The organism is Mesorhizobium sp. SEMIA396 (assembly GCF_024518615.1).
Classification (GTDB): domain Bacteria; phylum Pseudomonadota; class Alphaproteobacteria; order Rhizobiales; family Rhizobiaceae; genus Mesorhizobium.
Genome location: NZ_JANIFC010000009.1, coordinates 139338 through 153486, shown reverse-complemented (window position 1 = coordinate 153486; position 14149 = coordinate 139338). Strand labels below are relative to the sequence as shown.

The following is a 14149-nucleotide window of genomic DNA, read 5'->3' as shown; positions in this document are numbered from 1 at the left end:
GTCGGGTGACCACTGCTGCGTTCCAGACAAGGAAATATGCTGAAAAGCCGGATGCTGTCTGACAGTATGCGCATGCGTTCATGTGGACCGGTGGCAATTTCATACAAGGGCACGCGCATATGGTGAGTTCCTTTCGTGCGGTCGTGGTCGGTGGCGGCTGTGTGGGTGCAGGCATTCTCTACGGCCTGGCAAAGCGCGGCTGGACCGATGTGGCATTGCTGGAGCGAACGCAGCTTACGGCCGGGTCGACATGGCATGCCGCGGGGCTCATCCCTTCTTACGCGCGCAGCCGCAATGTCGGCCGCATGATCGCCAGGTCGATCGAAATCTATGAGGGGCTGGAGGCGGAGACGGGCCAGAACGTCGGCTGGCACAAATGCGGCCAGCTGCGCATTGCCAACACGCGCGACAGGCTGGACGAGTACAGAAGCTACATGGACGTTGCCGAGGTCCAGGGTGTGCGGGCCCGGATCGTATCGCCCGCGGAAGCGCGAGAAATCTGGCCGCTGCTCGACAACAACAGCATGCTGGGTGCCCTTTATCATCCCGATGACGGCCACATTGCACCCGCCGATGTCACCCAGGCCATGGCCAAGGGTGCACGCGACCGTGGCGCGAAGATCCATCTCGATACCGAGGTTGTGGGCTTCGAACGCATGCCGAGCGGCGAGTGGAGGGTCAAGACCTCACGCGGCGAGATCGTCTGTGAACATGTCATCCTTGCAACAGGCAATTACGCCCGCCAGACCGGCGCCATGCTTGGCCTGGACATTCCCGCGATCCCGATCCTGCATCAGTACTGGATCACCGAGGCGGTCCCCGAAATTGTGGAACGCAAGCGGCTTGGTCTTCCGGAAATGCCGATCCTCAGGGACGAGGGTTACGAGGGCTATCTGCGCGAAGAAGGCGACGGGCTGATGTTCGGTCCCTACGAGCGCACCGAGCAGCTCAAGCTGTTCGCTGAAAACGGCGTCCCGGAATGGTTCGGCGCCGATCTGCTCGATGAGGATTTCGATGCCGTGTCCTGGAACTGGGAACGTGCGACCGAACTGGTCCCCGCGCTCGGACGCGCCGGCATCAAGCGGAATGTGCGAGGACCTTTCCAGATGACGGCCGATGAACTGCCGCTGATGGGACAGGCGTGGGGTCTGGAGAATGTCTGGCTCGCCGAAGGGGTGCCGGGAGGCATCCTTTGGGGCGGTGCGATTGGCTATTACCTCTCCGAACGGATCGTGGAGGGCGGCAACAGCATCGACACGACGGAGCTGGATCCCCGTCGGTTCGGCCACTATGCAAACAAAAACTGGACCCGGGCAAAGGTCCGGGAAGCCTGGGGCACCCACGCCGCACAGCACTATCCTGGCCAGGACATGCCGGCGGCGCGACCGCAGAAAACGGCCCCGTCCTATGATCGCCTAAGCCAGCTCGGCGCGGTGTGGGACGTGTTGAACGGCTGGGAGATGCCGAGCTGGTTTGCGCCTGCCGGTGTCGAAGCGCGCAATGTCTACAGCTGGCGCTGGACCCCCAAAGGGAACCACGTCGCCGCGGAGGTTCAGGCTGTCCGCCAGGCCGTTGGGCTGGTCGAGATGACTCCCATGACCAAGTTCGAGGTTAGCGGGCCGGGCGCCAAGGACTGGCTCGACGGAATCCTGGCCAACAGGCTGCCTCGTCCCGGTCGCGTAGCTCTTGCCCATCACCTGACGCCGGCCGGCTGCGTGCAGGCCGAATATGTGGTGGCGCGGCTGCAGAGCGAGCTGTTCTATCTCATATCGACGCCGCGCGCCGAGCGCTGGAACCTTGACGATCTCAGCCGGCTGTTGCCGAAGGACGGCAGCGTGCATCTGCGCAACGTCACGGAGGATCGCGGCAGCTTCACGGTGGTGGGGCCGAAGGCGCGCGACATATTGCAGCCGCTGACGGAGATCGACCTCTCCAATGAAGCCTTTCCATGGTTCAGCGTGCAGTCCGGCACCGTCGGCATGGCCAGCGACGTACGGCTCCTGCGCGTCAACTATTCGGGCGAACTGGGATGGGAACTCTATCATCCTCTCTGCTATCAGCGGCATTTGCTGGATGCGCTCCTGGCATCGGGAGAGGCACACGGGCTGAGGCTGGCCGGACTTCAAGCGCTGGAATCGCTTCGTCTCGATAAATCCTACCGCGCCATGTATCGCGACATGAACCCCGAATTGTCAGCCTGGGAAAGCGGCCTCGACCGATTCATCAGCCTCGACAAAGGGGACTTCATCGGCCGCGCGGCACTGGTCGCAAAACAGAAGCAGGTGACACGCCGGATCGCCACGTTGTCGATCGATACGGATGGTGCGAGCGCGTTCGCCTTCGAGGGCGTTTACCGCGAAGGCGAGCTCGTCGGCCACATCACCTCGGCGGGCTACTCCTACACTTTCGGTCACGACATCGCACTTGCGCTGTTGCCCCTGGCACTTGTGTCGCCCGGCACCGAGCTCGAGGTGTCCATCCTCGGCGAGCGCCGCGCGGCCAAGGTGATCGCCGACTCGCCCTATGATCCGGAAGGCGCCCGCGGGCGCATGTGAGGCATCCCGGAGTACAGTTCCGGGTTATCGATGTCTCAAAACGTGCTGCAGGGCAAAATGCAAAAACCGCGCTCCATCAGGAACGCGGCTTTGCCAGATACGCATGGCGCTTCGCTACGCAAACACTTTGCGAAACTTATGGCACTTGTCGAAACTTACGGGCTCCGGTACGCGAGACCTGATCCGGAGCGCCGGGCGGATGAGATATGTCCGCCTCGCAGTCCGTTTTATAGGGACATCGTTACCGCGGAGTTATCGAGAGCTTAAGCAAATCTAAATTTGCACTTTTTCCACCCAAGGAAACCGGAAAAATCCGGGGGTTACGCTGGGTTACCCCTGAGAAAATTAATTATGCCGGAGAAATCGACCCCGCCATGTCCCTGGGCGTTGAACAAGGCATAGAGCTGGGCTGCTTCGGCACCAAGCGGCGTTACAGCACCCGCACCATGCGCGGCTTCCTGGGACAATTTCAGGTCTTTCAGCATCAGTGCCGCTGCAAATCCTGGGTTGTAGTCCCTGTTTGCGGGCGAAGTCGGCACCGGCCCGGGCACCGGGCAGTAGGTGGTCAAGGACCAGCACTGGCCGGAGGAGGTCGAGGCGACGTCGAACAGCGCCTGGTGTGACAGGCCGAGCTTTTCCGCCAGCACGAAGGCTTCGGCGACACCGATCATCGAAATGCCGAGGATCATGTTGTTGCAGATCTTTGCCGCCTGGCCGGCGCCGTCGCCGCCGCAATGGACGATGCGACCGGCCATCGGCTTCAGGATCGGCTCGGCAGTTGCAAAGGCGTCATCGGAGCCTCCGGCCATGAAGGTCAGCGTGCCGGCCGCGGCACCGCCGGTGCCGCCCGAGACCGGTGCATCGATCGACGACAGCCCGTGCTTCCTGGCGACGGCATGGGCCTTGCGGGCTGACTCGACGTCGATGGTCGAGGAATCGATGAATAGTGCGCCCTTTTTCGCCTTGAGCGCTATGTCCTCATAGACCGACAGCACATGCTTGCCCGCAGGCAACATGGTGATCACCACGTCGGCATCCTTCACCGCGGCCAAGGCATTCGCCATGATCGTCACGCCTTGTTCTTTGGCGACGTTGAGGTTCTCCGGCACAAGGTCGAAACCATTCACCGCATGCCCCGCCTTGACCAGGTTGGCGGCCATCGGATTGCCCATGTTCCCTAGGCCGATGAAGGCGATCGTCATAGTGGTGCTCCGTGATTTGGGCTAACAGTAGGCAGTAGGCAGTAGGCAGTAGGCAGTAGGCAGTAGGCAGTAGGCAGTAGGCAGTAGGGGTCTATTCGGGTGCAAGTTTGAAAATAAGCTGGCGAAGCATTTTGCCGATGCCCTCCGTGGATGTCAGCAACTGACTAGCTTGATCATGCGTGGCAAGGCCAATGCGTTCAGCGATCTGGAGGTGTGTCTCGAATTCCTTCAGCGAGCCTTGGGCAATCCTCAGAAATTGCTGATAGGAACCTCTGTTGTCTCGGCCATAACCTTCGGCGATGTTTGCAGGAATAGAGGTTGCTGAACGGCGGATTTGGCTGGTCAACCCATACAATTCCTCTTTTGGCCATGCCTTGGTCAAAGAATAGGTGGCGACAGCCAGATCCATCCCCTGCTGCCACACGATAAGATCCTTGTAGGAATTGATCTTGCCGGTCATCTCACTGCCTACTGCCTACTGCCTACTGCCTACTGCCTACTGCCTTCCAATTAATGCTCGCGCGATGATGACGCGCATGATCTCGTTGGTGCCTTCGAGGATCTGGTGCACGCGCAGGTCCCGCACCAGCTTCTCGATGCCGTAGTCGTGCAGGTAGCCATAGCCGCCGAGCAGCTGCAGTGCGTCGTTGGCGACATTGAAGCCGGTATCGGTGACGAAGCGCTTGGCCATCGCCGACCATTTGCCGGCGTCCGGCGCCTTGCGGTCGAGCTTCGCGGCGGCGGCATAGAGGAAAATACGCGCCGCCTGCAGTTCGGTCTCCATGTCGGCCAGCCTGAACTGCAGCGCCTGGAACTGGTTGATCTTCGAGCCGAAGGCCTTGCGCTCGGCGGTGTAGGAAAGCGCCTTGTCGAGCGCCGACTGCGCGCCGCCCAGCGAACAAGCGGCGATGTTCAGACGGCCGCCGTCGAGCCCGGCCATGGCGATGCCGAAACCCGCACCTTCGCCGGACAAAAGGTTCTCCGCCGGCACCTTGCAATCCTCGAAGATGACCTGGCGGGTCGACTGCATATGCCAGCCCATCTTGTGCTCGTTGGCGCCGAAGGAGAGGCCTGGCGCATCTCTGGGCACGACGATGGTGGAAATGCCTTTCGGCCCCTCAGTGCCGGTGCGCACCATGACGGCATAGACATCGCTGTCGCCGGCGCCGGAGATGAACTGCTTGGTGCCGTTCAGGACATAGTCGCCGCCGCTCTTGACCGCGCGCGTTTTCAGGGCCGCGGCATCGGAGCCGGAGCCGGGCTCGGTCAGGCAATAGCTGGCCAGCCATTCCATCGAGGTGAGTTTCGGCAGGAAGCGCTGACGCTGCTCGTCATTGCCGAAACGGTCGATCATCGACGCCACCATGTTGTGGATCGAGATGAAGGACGAAAAGGCCGGATCGGCGTGCGAAAGCGCCTCGAAGATCAGCACGGCGTCGAGCCGGCCAAGTGCCGAGCCGCCGACATCGTCCCTGATATAGATGCCGCCGAGGCCGAGCGGCCCGGTCTCGCGGATCACGTCGGCCGGGAAATGCTTGTTGCGGTCCCAGTCGAGCGCATTCGGCGCGACGCGGTCGGCGGCGAAGGCCTGCGCCATCTCCTGGATGGCGCGCTGCTCCTCGTTGAGTTCGAACTGGTTGGTGCTCGCATCGACCGCAGCGTCCATGGCGTGCTCCCTAATCTTCGACCTGTTGGCCTGTCGTTTTTGGCTTTGCGCGCGCACCAATCTAGACCAATGATGCCGCCGCGCAACCCGACCCTTCGCGGAGCGGCTGTGCACCAATGCATGCCCGGAGCACGATGTGACGACAAAATTCGATGAACTGCTGGGACAGTTCCACGCATACCTTGCGTCAGTCGATCACGCCCTGGTGCGCGATGCCGTGGCCCGGATCGGCTGGGACATGCCGGCTCGCACGCTGGAGCCGCATCCGCTCGCCTGCCTGAGCCATCTCGATCGCGCCGCCGAACTGGCGCCGCCAGATGCCAAGCCGCTGTTGCAACTGCTTGCCGAGCATCGGAATGATTTCCGCTGGGGGCAGACCTATGGCGAGGCGGACTTTGGAAAAGAGTTCATCGACAATTACGGCTGGCTGGAAGTGTTCGGCACCCGAGGCCACTTCGCCAATGACGAGGTCGCTGCCGGCCTGCTGATCCTTGGACCCGATATCGTCTATCCCGACCACCACCACGTCGCCGAGGAAATCTACATTCCGCTGACCGGCGGCGCCGAGTGGCGCATGGGCGAGAGCGGCTTTTGCATGCGCACGGCCGGCGAGGTCGTCCACCACGCGTCCAACGTCAATCACGCCATGCGCACCGGCAAAGACCCACTGCTGGCGCTCTACATCTGGCGCGGCGGGCCACTGGCGCAGAAATCCGATATTGCCGGAACCGTGGCGCAGGGCAGGGGCTGATGGCCAGAGCGATCATGCTGCAGGGCACGGGTTCGGATGTCGGCAAGACGGTGCTGGTCGCCGGCCTCTGCCGCGCGGCAAAAAAGCGTGGGCTGAAGGTGCGGCCATTCAAGCCGCAGAACATGTCGAACAATGCCGCCGTCGCCGACATTCCGGGCGACAACAAAGCCGGCGGCGGCGAGATCGGCCGCGCGCAATGGCTGCAGGCGATCGCTTGCGGTGTGGCACCCTCGGTCCATATGAACCCGGTGCTGCTCAAGCCGCAGACCGATGTCGGCGCGCAGGTCATCGTGCAGGGCAAGGTGTTTGGCGAGGCGCGGGCGCGCGACTACCAGGCGATGAAGGGCCGGCTGATGGACGCCGTGCTGGACTCCTGGGGCAAGATCGGCGAGGGCGCCGATCTGGTCATCGTCGAGGGCGCCGGCTCGCCGGCCGAGATCAACCTTCGCAGCCGCGACATCGCCAATATGGGCTTTGCCACGCGCGCCGACGTGCCGGTGGTGCTGGTCGGCGACATCGATCGCGGCGGCGTCATCGCCTCGGTCGCCGGCACGCATCTGATCCTGCCGGAAGAGGACCGACGGATGATCGTCGGCTATCTCATCAACAAGTTTCGCGGCGACGTTTCGCTGTTCGACGACGGTATCAGGTCGATCGAGAAATTCACGGGCTGGCGCTGTTTCGGCGTCGTTCCGTGGTTGAAGGCGGCGGCACGCTTGCCTTCGGAAGATTCGGTGGTGCTGGAACGGCTGGCGTCTGGCGAAACGCGCGCGCTGAAGGTGGCCGTGCCGGTGCTTGGCCGCATCGCCAATTTCGACGATCTCGACCCGCTCAAGGCCGAACCGCAGGTCGAGGTGGTGTTCGTGCCGCCCGGAAAGCCATTGCCTGCCGATGCCGGGCTGGTGGTCATTCCAGGCTCCAAGTCGACGATCGGCGATCTGCTGAAGTTCCGCGAGAACGGATGGGATCGCGACTTGCTGGCCCATCGCAAGCGCGGCGGCCATGTCGTTGGTATCTGCGGCGGCTTCCAGATGCTCGGCCGCACAGTGCGCGACCCTGACGGCATCGAAGGCAGCGTCATCGAAGCCGAAGGGCTCGGCCTCCTCGACGTCGAAACGGTGATGGAACCGGAAAAGACGGTGCGCAACGTCAGCGCCCGTTCGGTGCCGTTCGACTTGCCGCTCGAAGGCTACGAAATCCACCTCGGCCGCACCATCGGACCGGATACGCTGCGGCCTTCCGCTGTCATCAATGGTGTCGAGGACGGGGCGGTGTCGGCCGACGGCAAGGTGATCGGCACCTATATGCACGGCCTGTTTGGCGCCGACGGCTTTCGCGGGAGATTCCTCGAAAGCCTCGGCATCAAAGGCGGCGGCATCGACTACCGGGCCGAGGTCGAGCGGGCGCTGGACGAGGTCGCAGCCGAGCTGGAGACCCATCTCGACTGCGACGCGATCTTTGCGCTGGCTCGGTAATTCGCAGAGCGCCCGAGGTTGGCTCAGGCCTTTTCGCCCGCCTTCGGCCAGTAGGTGCCGAAGGACCAGACGTTGCCTTCCGGGTCGCGGCAGATGAACTCGCGGCTGCCATAGTCGCGGTTGGTTAATTCCTGGATGATCGTGGCGCCGGCGTTCCTGGCCTTGGCATAGGCGGCATCGGCATCGTAGACGGCAATGTAGATCGACTTGCCGCCGCCTGAGCCGGGTTCGCCGACCATCTTGCCGTAGTCGTCGTCGCGCACCGTGCCCAGCATGATCATCGAGGAGCCGAAGACCAGTTCGGCATGGTGCACGACATCGCCTTCGCCATAGCGGGCACGGACGCTGAAGCCGAAAGCCTCGCCCAGCCAATCGATCATTCTTGCCGCGTTCTTGTAGCGCAAAGCGGGGTAGAGGCGGGGCGCTTCAGTGGTGGTTGGCATGGGAACCTCCTTCATTTGGGTTGGTCGATAACCCACCCTGCTCAAAGACCGTTCCGGCGTCTTGAAGAAATGTTACCTGACAGAGAGCGCGGTCGGCGTTTCGCCGGCGAGGTCGCGAAACTCGCGCACCAGATGCGCCTGGTCGGCATAGCCGCAATCGGCGGCGATGCCGGCCCAGTCGACGGTCTGTTGTCTCGACAGGCCGAGCGCGCGGTTGAAGCGGACAATGCGCGACAGCGTCTTGGGGCCGATGCCGATGGCGTTGGAAAAACTGCCGGCGAGATGCTTGCGGCTCCAGCCCAGCCTTTCGGCGATTGATCCAATGCGGGTCCGGCCGCCGGATGCGATGATGCGGTCATAGGCCCAGGCGATTTCAAGCGGCGTCTCGGCGGCATTCTCGAGACGGGCGGTGACGAAGGCTTCGGCCATGTCGAAACGCGCCGTCCAGTCCGGCGCGTTGCCAAGCTTTTCACGCAGCGCCAAGCCTTGCGCGCCAAGCACGTCGTCGAGGACGACCATGCTGTCGGCCAGTTCGCTCATCGGCAGGCGGAAGAAACGGCGTGCGCCAAGCGGCGTGAAGTTGACCTGGACGCAGCAGGCGCCGCCGAATGATTCGATCAGCACCGGTCCGGCAAAGAGGCCGGCGGCGAAACTGGCGAAGCGGTCATTGTCGCCGGGCGCCTTGCCGAGGCCGATGGCGAAGGGTTCGGCGAAGCTGATGACCAGCGGTACGGTGAGGGACGCGTATTCGACGTTGCGCATATGGCCGGGCGTCATTTCGCGATAGCCGCAAATGTCCGACACAATGCCCTGAAGTCGAGGATCCGGCAGGCGCCGGCGCATCTCGAACCGCCCGGCGACGGACCGGTCCTGCTCTTGCTGGGGTTGCATCTCGACTGGCATCGGCCATCCTTGCGCCAAGTCAAATCTAGCAGACCCGGGGCCGGAATCAAAAGCGCCCGGCTTTTGGCCGGGCGCTCCTCGTCCCCACTTCAAGGGAAATGGTCAGGCGCCGCGCATCAAGCAGCCGCCGGCAAGCACGATGAAAGCAATAAGAACAATCCACACCGATGCGAGTGGAATGAACGCAAGAACGCCAAGCGCGGCGAGTGCGCCGATGATGGCGATAACAACGGAAATGATAAAAACGATCTGCGTAGGTGCGCTAAGATTCATGTGTGGCTCCTCCTACATGATTCGAACAGCGGCATTCTATCAGGGCGCGTGATCACACACCAATCAGGGCGCGCAGCGGGTTCGCCGGGTCGGCCAGCAGCTTCACAGCAAGCGCCAGGCACACGATCACCAGCAGCGGCTTGATCAGTTTCGCGCCGATGCGCATGGCCAGGCTGGCGCCGACGCGGGCGCCGATGAACTGGGCAACGCCCATCATCAGGCCAATCTTCCAGTAGACGACGCCGAAGGCCGCGAAGACGATGAAGCCGCCGATGTTGGAGGCGAAGTTGAGCAGCTTGGTATGCGCCGTCGCCTTGAGCACGCCATAGCCGGCAAGCGCCACGAAGGCCAGCATGTAGAAGGAGCCTGCGCCCGGTCCAAACAGGCCATCGTAGAAGCCGATCGCGGGCACAAGGATCAGTCCGAATAGGAAGGGCGACAGCCGCTCGGCGCGATCGATGTCGTTCATGTTGGGCTTAAACGCGAAGTAGAGCGCGATGGCGATCAGCACGATGGGCAGGGCAGCCCGCAGAATGTCACCCGGCACGATCGTCGCCAGCAAGGCGCCGATGGCGCTTCCGACAAGGGCCAGAAGCGCCGACGGCAATTGCCGGCGGAGGTCCACATGACCCTTCGATGCGTAGTGGATGGTCGCCGAGCCCGAGCCGAACATGCCTTGCAGTTTGTTGGTGGCGAGCGCCTGGACCGGCGTGAAGCCGGCAAGCAGCAGCGCCGGCACGGTGATCAGCCCGCCGCCGCCGGCGATCGAATCGACAAAGCCCGCGGCAAAGGCGGCGAAGGCGAGCATGGCGACGGTCTGGATGCTAAGGTCGATCATCTGATGTATGGCGGTGTCCGGCCGGCTGAAATATCGGGCGTTCGACCACGGCCGCCCTGTTTGCGCAAGGTCGATTCCGCGCTACCTCTATCCAAGCGCATCGCGCTTGGATTTGTATTTGTGTGGTTAACCCGGAAAGAGGCTCCTGATGGCATTCGCATTGCTGGACCAGATACGTCAGATATTCGACGGCGACCCGGGTGTGCGCAAGGTGGCGGACGATCCGGTCCTGTCGGCGGAACTGCTGATGTTGTTTCGCATGATCCTGGCCGACGGGTCTGTCAGCGAGAGCGAGATGGTTGTCTTCCGGCGCATCTGCAAGGACGCCTTCGGCATTGCGGAAAGCAGTATCGACAGCGTCATCGAATATCTCAACGAGTTCGGCTACGAGACCAACGGCTCGCAGGCGATTGCACTGTTCCGCGACCTCGATGTCGAGCGGCGCCGGCAATTGGCCAAACATATGGCGGAGATCGCCAAGGCGGATTCGCAACTTGCCGAGAGCGAGATGCGCCTTCTGCGCCGCACGCTCGACCTGCTCGACATCAGCCCGGTCGATGTGGTGAAGCCGCAGGAGTGATTGGACGCCTTCTCTCCTGATCAGCCTTGCTCTCGCAGCCGCTTCGCGATTGCCCGGTGCAAGTCAGGAGCGGCGGTGACAAGCGCCTTGGCAGCCTCGGACTGCGGGTGGTCGAGCACCGCGTTCGTCTTGCCGCGCTCGACGATCTTGCCGTCATGCATGACCAGCACCTCGTCCGTGATGGCGCGGGCGACGGTCAAATCATGGGTGATGAAGAGATAGGCGATGCCGAGCTTCTGGTTGAGCTCGGCGAACAAATCGAGGATTTGGGCGCGGATCGAGACGTCGAGCGCCGAAACCGGTTCGTCGGCGACGACCAGCTTGGGGCGGGTGATGATGGCGCGGGCGATCGACAGGCGCTGGCGCTGGCCGCCGGAAAATTCATGCGGGTATTTGTCCATGTCGCTGATGCCGAGGCCGACTTCGTGCAGCGCATGCGCCACCATTTCGCGGCGCTCGGTGCGTGTCGGCTGCTTCTCCAGCACATGCAGGGGTTCGGCGACTAGTTTTTCGACCTTCTGACGCGGGTCGAAGGATCCGTAGGGATCCTGGAAAACGACCTGCATGTCACGGCGAGCCGGCTTCAGCTCGGCTTCGCTTTTGCCGGTGATGGTCTCGCCGCGAAACCGGATCGAGCCCGATGTCGGCCGATCCAGCGCCAGGATCATGCGGGCGAGCGTTGACTTGCCGCAGCCGGATCTGCCGACCAGCGCCACTGACTGACCCGGCGCCATCGACAGCGAGACATCGTCGACGGCGCGGATGCCAGGCGCGCGTTTGAACAATGAGGTGCGCCGTCCGGGATAGTCGCGTGTCACGCTTTCGACCTGAAGCAAAGGTCGGCTCGTCTCGATGCCATGCGGCCTGGCGCGCGCCGGCACATGCATCGAGGCCTGCGCCAGCTGGCGCGTGTAGGGATGGAACTGTTCGGACAGCGTGCGCGCAGTGTCGCCGGCTTCCATAACCTCGCCGCGGCGCAGGATAGTGATGCGGTCCGCCATCTCGGTCACCACGGCGAGGTCGTGCGAGATCAGGAGCAGGCCCATGCGGCTCTCGGCGACGAGGTCGCGCAAGAGGTCGAGGATCTGCGCCTGCAGCACCACGTCGAGCGCCGTCGTCGGCTCGTCGGCGACCAGCAGCTTCGGCTTCAGCGCGCAGGCGATGGCGATGACGACGCGCTGGCGCTGGCCACCGGACAGTTCATGCGGATAGCGCGACATTGGGAATTTCGCTTCGGGGAGGCCGACGCGGTCGAGCATTTTTCGCGCCCGGTCTTCGGCCTCGGCGCGGCTGGCCTTGGTGTGCCAGCGTATGCCTTCGGCAACCTGTTCGCCGATGGTCTTGACCGGATTGAGCGCCGTCATCGGCTCCTGGAAGACCATGCCGATGTCGTCGCCGCGCAGCGCGCACATCTGATCCTCGGTTGCCGCGAGGATGTCGATGCCGTCGAATGTGACGCGTCCGGTGGCGCGCGCGGCATGGGGCAGAAGCTGCATCACCGTCAGCGCGGTCATCGACTTGCCCGAGCCGGATTCGCCGACCAAACCCATCACCTCGCCGGGCGCGACGGAAAGCTCCATTCCTTTAAGGATCTGCGTGTCGCCGATGGTCAGCGACAGGTTCTCGATGTCGAGCAGGCTCATCGCTGCCGCCGCGATTTCGGATCGAGGATGTCGGCGATGCCGTCGCCCAGGAGGTTCAGCCCCAGCACGGCGACAACGATCGCCATGCCCGGAAAGATCGCCATCCATGGCGCCACCACCATGCGGGTCTGCGCGTCGAACAGCATGCGGCCCCAGCTCGGCATTGGCGGTTGCGCGCCAAGGCCGAGATAGGAAAGCCCGGCCTCGGCTAGGATGCCCAGCGCGAACTGGATGGTGCCTTGCACCAGGAGCAGCGTGGCGATGTTGGGCAGCACATGTTCGATTGTGATCTGCGTGCTGCTCTTGCCGGCGGCGCGCGCGGCCAGAATGAACTCGCGCGGCCAGATCGCCAGCGCGCCGGCCCGGGCGACACGGGCAAAGACCGGGATGTTGAAGATGCCGATGGCGATGATGGCGTTGATCGCGCCTGGCCCGAAGATGGCGGTGATCATGATCGCCGACAGCAAAGCCGGGAAGGCGAAGACGAGGTCGTTCAGCCGCATCAGTGCCTCGTCGACGAGGCCGCCGCGTGCCGCCGCAAAGGCGCCGAGCGGCACGCCGACCCCCATGCCGATGCCGACCGCGACCAGCGCCACGGCAATCGAATTGCGGGCCCCGACCATGACCATCGACAGAATGTCGCGGCCGAAATGGTCGGTGCCGAACCAGTGCGCCAGCGAGGGTGCCTGCGTCTTGTCCGATATCACCAGTTTGGTGACGTCGTAGGGCGTCCAGCCATAAGAGACTACAGCCATTGCCAGGATCAGCAGCGTGATGACGAAACCGGCCACGAAGGCGGTATTCCTGAACGCCTTGCCCAGGATGTTGCCAAACGTCTCTTCTGACATCTCGATTTGCAGTGTCATTGCCGGCTTCTCAAGCGCGGATCGACAACCGCATAGGAAAGGTCGACGAGGAGGTTGACGGCGATGACGGCGGCGACCAGCAGCATGACGACGCTTTCGACGACGATCAGATCGCGCTGGGTGATGGCCTGGAACACCAGCCTGCCGAGGCCGGGCAGGTAAAAGACATTCTCAATGATGATGGTGCCGGCAAGCAGGAAGGCAAACTGCAGGCCCAGAATGGTCAGCACCGGGATCATGGCGTTGCGCAGTGCATGCCGCCACAAGACTGCGCGATAGGGCAGGCCCTTGGCGCGGGCGGTGCGGATATAGTCCTCGTTCAGCACCTCGATCAGCGCCGAGCGGGTGACGCGCGCCAGGATCGCGGCTTGCGGCAAGGCAAGTGCGACCGCCGGCAGCAGCAGCGATTTCAAGGCTGGCCAGATGCCAGCACTCCAGCCGGGAAACCCACCGGCGGGGACCAGCCGCAGCCAGACGGCGAAGACATAGATCAGCATCAGCGCGAACCAGAAATTGGGCACGGCAACGCCAAGCTGTGCGGCGCCCATGGAAATCGTGTCACCGGCGCGTCCACGCCGGCTGGCGGAAAACAGGCCAACGGGAATCGCGATGATGGTGGAGAGCGCAAGCGCAATCAGCGCCAGCGGCAGCGAGACGGCAAGCCGCTCGCGCACCAGATCGATGACCGGCACCGAATAGGTGTAGGAGCGGCCGAAATCGAGACTGAGCAGGCCGCCGGCCCATTGCAGGTAGCGCAAGGCCAGCGGCGCGTTGAGGCCCATCTGGTTGCGCAGCAGCTCGACCTGATCGGCACTGGCGTTCAGGCCCAGCATCAGCCGCGCCGGATCGCCGGGCAGGATCTCCAGGACGGCGAACACCACCATGGAAGCCAGCACCAGCGTGGCGAGCGCGACGGCGAAGCGTTTTAGGAGGTAGGCGGTCATGGAAGGTGGG

Annotated in this window: 14 protein-coding genes; 4 read left to right on the top strand and 10 right to left on the bottom strand. The window is 63.3% G+C overall.

What is annotated here, in order from left to right:
• Positions 1 to 119: 119 nt before the first annotated feature.
• Positions 120 to 2555 carry an FAD-dependent oxidoreductase gene (locus NP503_RS21780; protein ID WP_127269793.1) on the top strand — a complete coding sequence of 812 codons (2436 nt, stop codon included), beginning with the start codon at positions 120 to 122 and terminating at the stop codon, positions 2553 to 2555.
• Between the two features lie 320 nt (positions 2556 to 2875).
• Here the strand turns inward: NP503_RS21780 and mmsB are convergent, their stop codons facing one another.
• The 3 genes from mmsB to NP503_RS21765 form a co-directional block, all read right to left on the bottom strand.
• Complete coding sequence (gene mmsB / locus NP503_RS21775; RefSeq protein WP_127269795.1) at positions 2876 to 3757, bottom strand: 3-hydroxyisobutyrate dehydrogenase; 882 nt, start codon at positions 3755 to 3757, stop codon at positions 2876 to 2878.
• 91 nt (positions 3758 to 3848) lie between these two features.
• On the bottom strand, positions 3849 to 4217 hold the full coding sequence (locus NP503_RS21770; RefSeq protein WP_127271453.1) for a four helix bundle protein: 369 nt from the start codon (positions 4215 to 4217) through the stop codon (positions 3849 to 3851).
• Positions 4218 to 4253: 36 nt separating this feature from the next.
• A complete protein-coding gene (locus tag NP503_RS21765; RefSeq protein WP_127271451.1) occupies positions 4254 to 5423 on the bottom strand; it encodes an isobutyryl-CoA dehydrogenase in 1170 nt (389 codons plus the stop codon).
• A 136-nt stretch (positions 5424 to 5559) separates the two neighbouring features.
• Between NP503_RS21765 and NP503_RS21760 the strand changes: the two genes are divergently transcribed.
• Together NP503_RS21760 and NP503_RS21755 are read left to right on the top strand one after the other, a co-directional pair.
• Positions 5560 to 6174 carry a dimethylsulfonioproprionate lyase family protein gene (locus NP503_RS21760; RefSeq protein WP_127268802.1) on the top strand — a complete coding sequence of 205 codons (615 nt, stop codon included), beginning with the start codon at positions 5560 to 5562 and terminating at the stop codon, positions 6172 to 6174.
• Positions 6174 to 7649: a cobyric acid synthase gene (locus NP503_RS21755; protein WP_127268803.1), complete on the top strand. Its 1476-nt coding sequence runs from the start codon at positions 6174 to 6176 to the stop codon at positions 7647 to 7649. Before NP503_RS21760 ends, NP503_RS21755 begins: the two co-directional genes overlap by 1 nt.
• Before the next feature lie 23 nt (positions 7650 to 7672).
• Here NP503_RS21755 and NP503_RS21750 read toward each other — a convergent pair whose 3' ends face one another.
• The 4 genes from NP503_RS21750 to NP503_RS21735 form a co-directional block, all read right to left on the bottom strand.
• On the bottom strand, positions 7673 to 8092 hold the full coding sequence (locus tag NP503_RS21750; RefSeq protein WP_127268804.1) for a VOC family protein: 420 nt from the start codon (positions 8090 to 8092) through the stop codon (positions 7673 to 7675).
• A gap of 72 nt (positions 8093 to 8164) precedes the next feature.
• The gene (locus tag NP503_RS21745) at positions 8165 to 8995 is read right to left on the bottom strand and encodes an AraC family transcriptional regulator (RefSeq protein ID WP_127268805.1); all 831 of its coding nucleotides are present in this window, start codon (positions 8993 to 8995) and stop codon (positions 8165 to 8167) included.
• 102 nt (positions 8996 to 9097) lie between these two features.
• Positions 9098 to 9268 carry a hypothetical protein gene (locus NP503_RS21740; RefSeq protein WP_127268806.1) on the bottom strand — a complete coding sequence of 57 codons (171 nt, stop codon included), beginning with the start codon at positions 9266 to 9268 and terminating at the stop codon, positions 9098 to 9100.
• Between the two features lie 52 nt (positions 9269 to 9320).
• Entirely contained in the window at positions 9321 to 10106 is a 786-nt protein-coding gene (locus tag NP503_RS21735) for a TSUP family transporter (RefSeq protein ID WP_127268807.1), read from the bottom strand.
• Between the two features lie 148 nt (positions 10107 to 10254).
• Between NP503_RS21735 and NP503_RS21730 the strand changes: the two genes are divergently transcribed.
• A complete protein-coding gene (locus NP503_RS21730) occupies positions 10255 to 10686 on the top strand; it encodes a TerB family tellurite resistance protein (protein ID WP_127268808.1) in 432 nt (143 codons plus the stop codon).
• A 20-nt stretch (positions 10687 to 10706) separates the two neighbouring features.
• Here the strand turns inward: NP503_RS21730 and NP503_RS21725 are convergent, their stop codons facing one another.
• Genes NP503_RS21725 through NP503_RS21715 form a run of 3 tightly spaced genes read right to left on the bottom strand, consistent with a single transcriptional unit; the run spans position 10707 to position 14139 of the window.
• Positions 10707 to 12329 carry an ABC transporter ATP-binding protein gene (locus tag NP503_RS21725; protein WP_127271448.1) on the bottom strand — a complete coding sequence of 541 codons (1623 nt, stop codon included), beginning with the start codon at positions 12327 to 12329 and terminating at the stop codon, positions 10707 to 10709.
• Complete coding sequence (locus NP503_RS21720) at positions 12326 to 13195, bottom strand: ABC transporter permease (protein ID WP_127269829.1); 870 nt, start codon at positions 13193 to 13195, stop codon at positions 12326 to 12328. The genes NP503_RS21725 and NP503_RS21720 overlap by 4 nt, the downstream gene beginning before the upstream one ends.
• Entirely contained in the window at positions 13192 to 14139 is a 948-nt protein-coding gene (locus tag NP503_RS21715; RefSeq protein ID WP_127269831.1) for an ABC transporter permease, read from the bottom strand. The genes NP503_RS21720 and NP503_RS21715 overlap by 4 nt, the downstream gene beginning before the upstream one ends.
• Positions 14140 to 14149 lie beyond the last annotated feature (10 nt).

Coding starts and splice junctions, on each gene's coding strand:
- NP503_RS21735 (WP_127268807.1), bottom strand. CDS start 10,106: ATGATCGACCTTAGCATCCAGACCGTCGCCATGCTCGCCTTCGCCGCC.
- NP503_RS21750 (WP_127268804.1), bottom strand. CDS start 8,092: ATGCCAACCACCACTGAAGCGCCCCGCCTCTACCCCGCTTTGCGCTAC.
- NP503_RS21715 (WP_127269831.1), bottom strand. CDS start 14,139: ATGACCGCCTACCTCCTAAAACGCTTCGCCGTCGCGCTCGCCACGCTG.
- NP503_RS21755 (WP_127268803.1), top strand. CDS start 6,174: ATGGCCAGAGCGATCATGCTGCAGGGCACGGGTTCGGATGTCGGCAAG.
- NP503_RS21745 (WP_127268805.1), bottom strand. CDS start 8,995: ATGCCAGTCGAGATGCAACCCCAGCAAGAGCAGGACCGGTCCGTCGCC.
- NP503_RS21740 (WP_127268806.1), bottom strand. CDS start 9,268: ATGAATCTTAGCGCACCTACGCAGATCGTTTTTATCATTTCCGTTGTT.
- NP503_RS21720 (WP_127269829.1), bottom strand. CDS start 13,195: ATGACACTGCAAATCGAGATGTCAGAAGAGACGTTTGGCAACATCCTG.
- NP503_RS21725 (WP_127271448.1), bottom strand. CDS start 12,329: ATGAGCCTGCTCGACATCGAGAACCTGTCGCTGACCATCGGCGACACG.
- NP503_RS21730 (WP_127268808.1), top strand. CDS start 10,255: ATGGCATTCGCATTGCTGGACCAGATACGTCAGATATTCGACGGCGAC.
- NP503_RS21770 (WP_127271453.1), bottom strand. CDS start 4,217: ATGACCGGCAAGATCAATTCCTACAAGGATCTTATCGTGTGGCAGCAG.
- mmsB (WP_127269795.1), bottom strand. CDS start 3,757: ATGACGATCGCCTTCATCGGCCTAGGGAACATGGGCAATCCGATGGCC.
- NP503_RS21765 (WP_127271451.1), bottom strand. CDS start 5,423: ATGGACGCTGCGGTCGATGCGAGCACCAACCAGTTCGAACTCAACGAG.
- NP503_RS21780 (WP_127269793.1), top strand. CDS start 120: ATGGTGAGTTCCTTTCGTGCGGTCGTGGTCGGTGGCGGCTGTGTGGGT.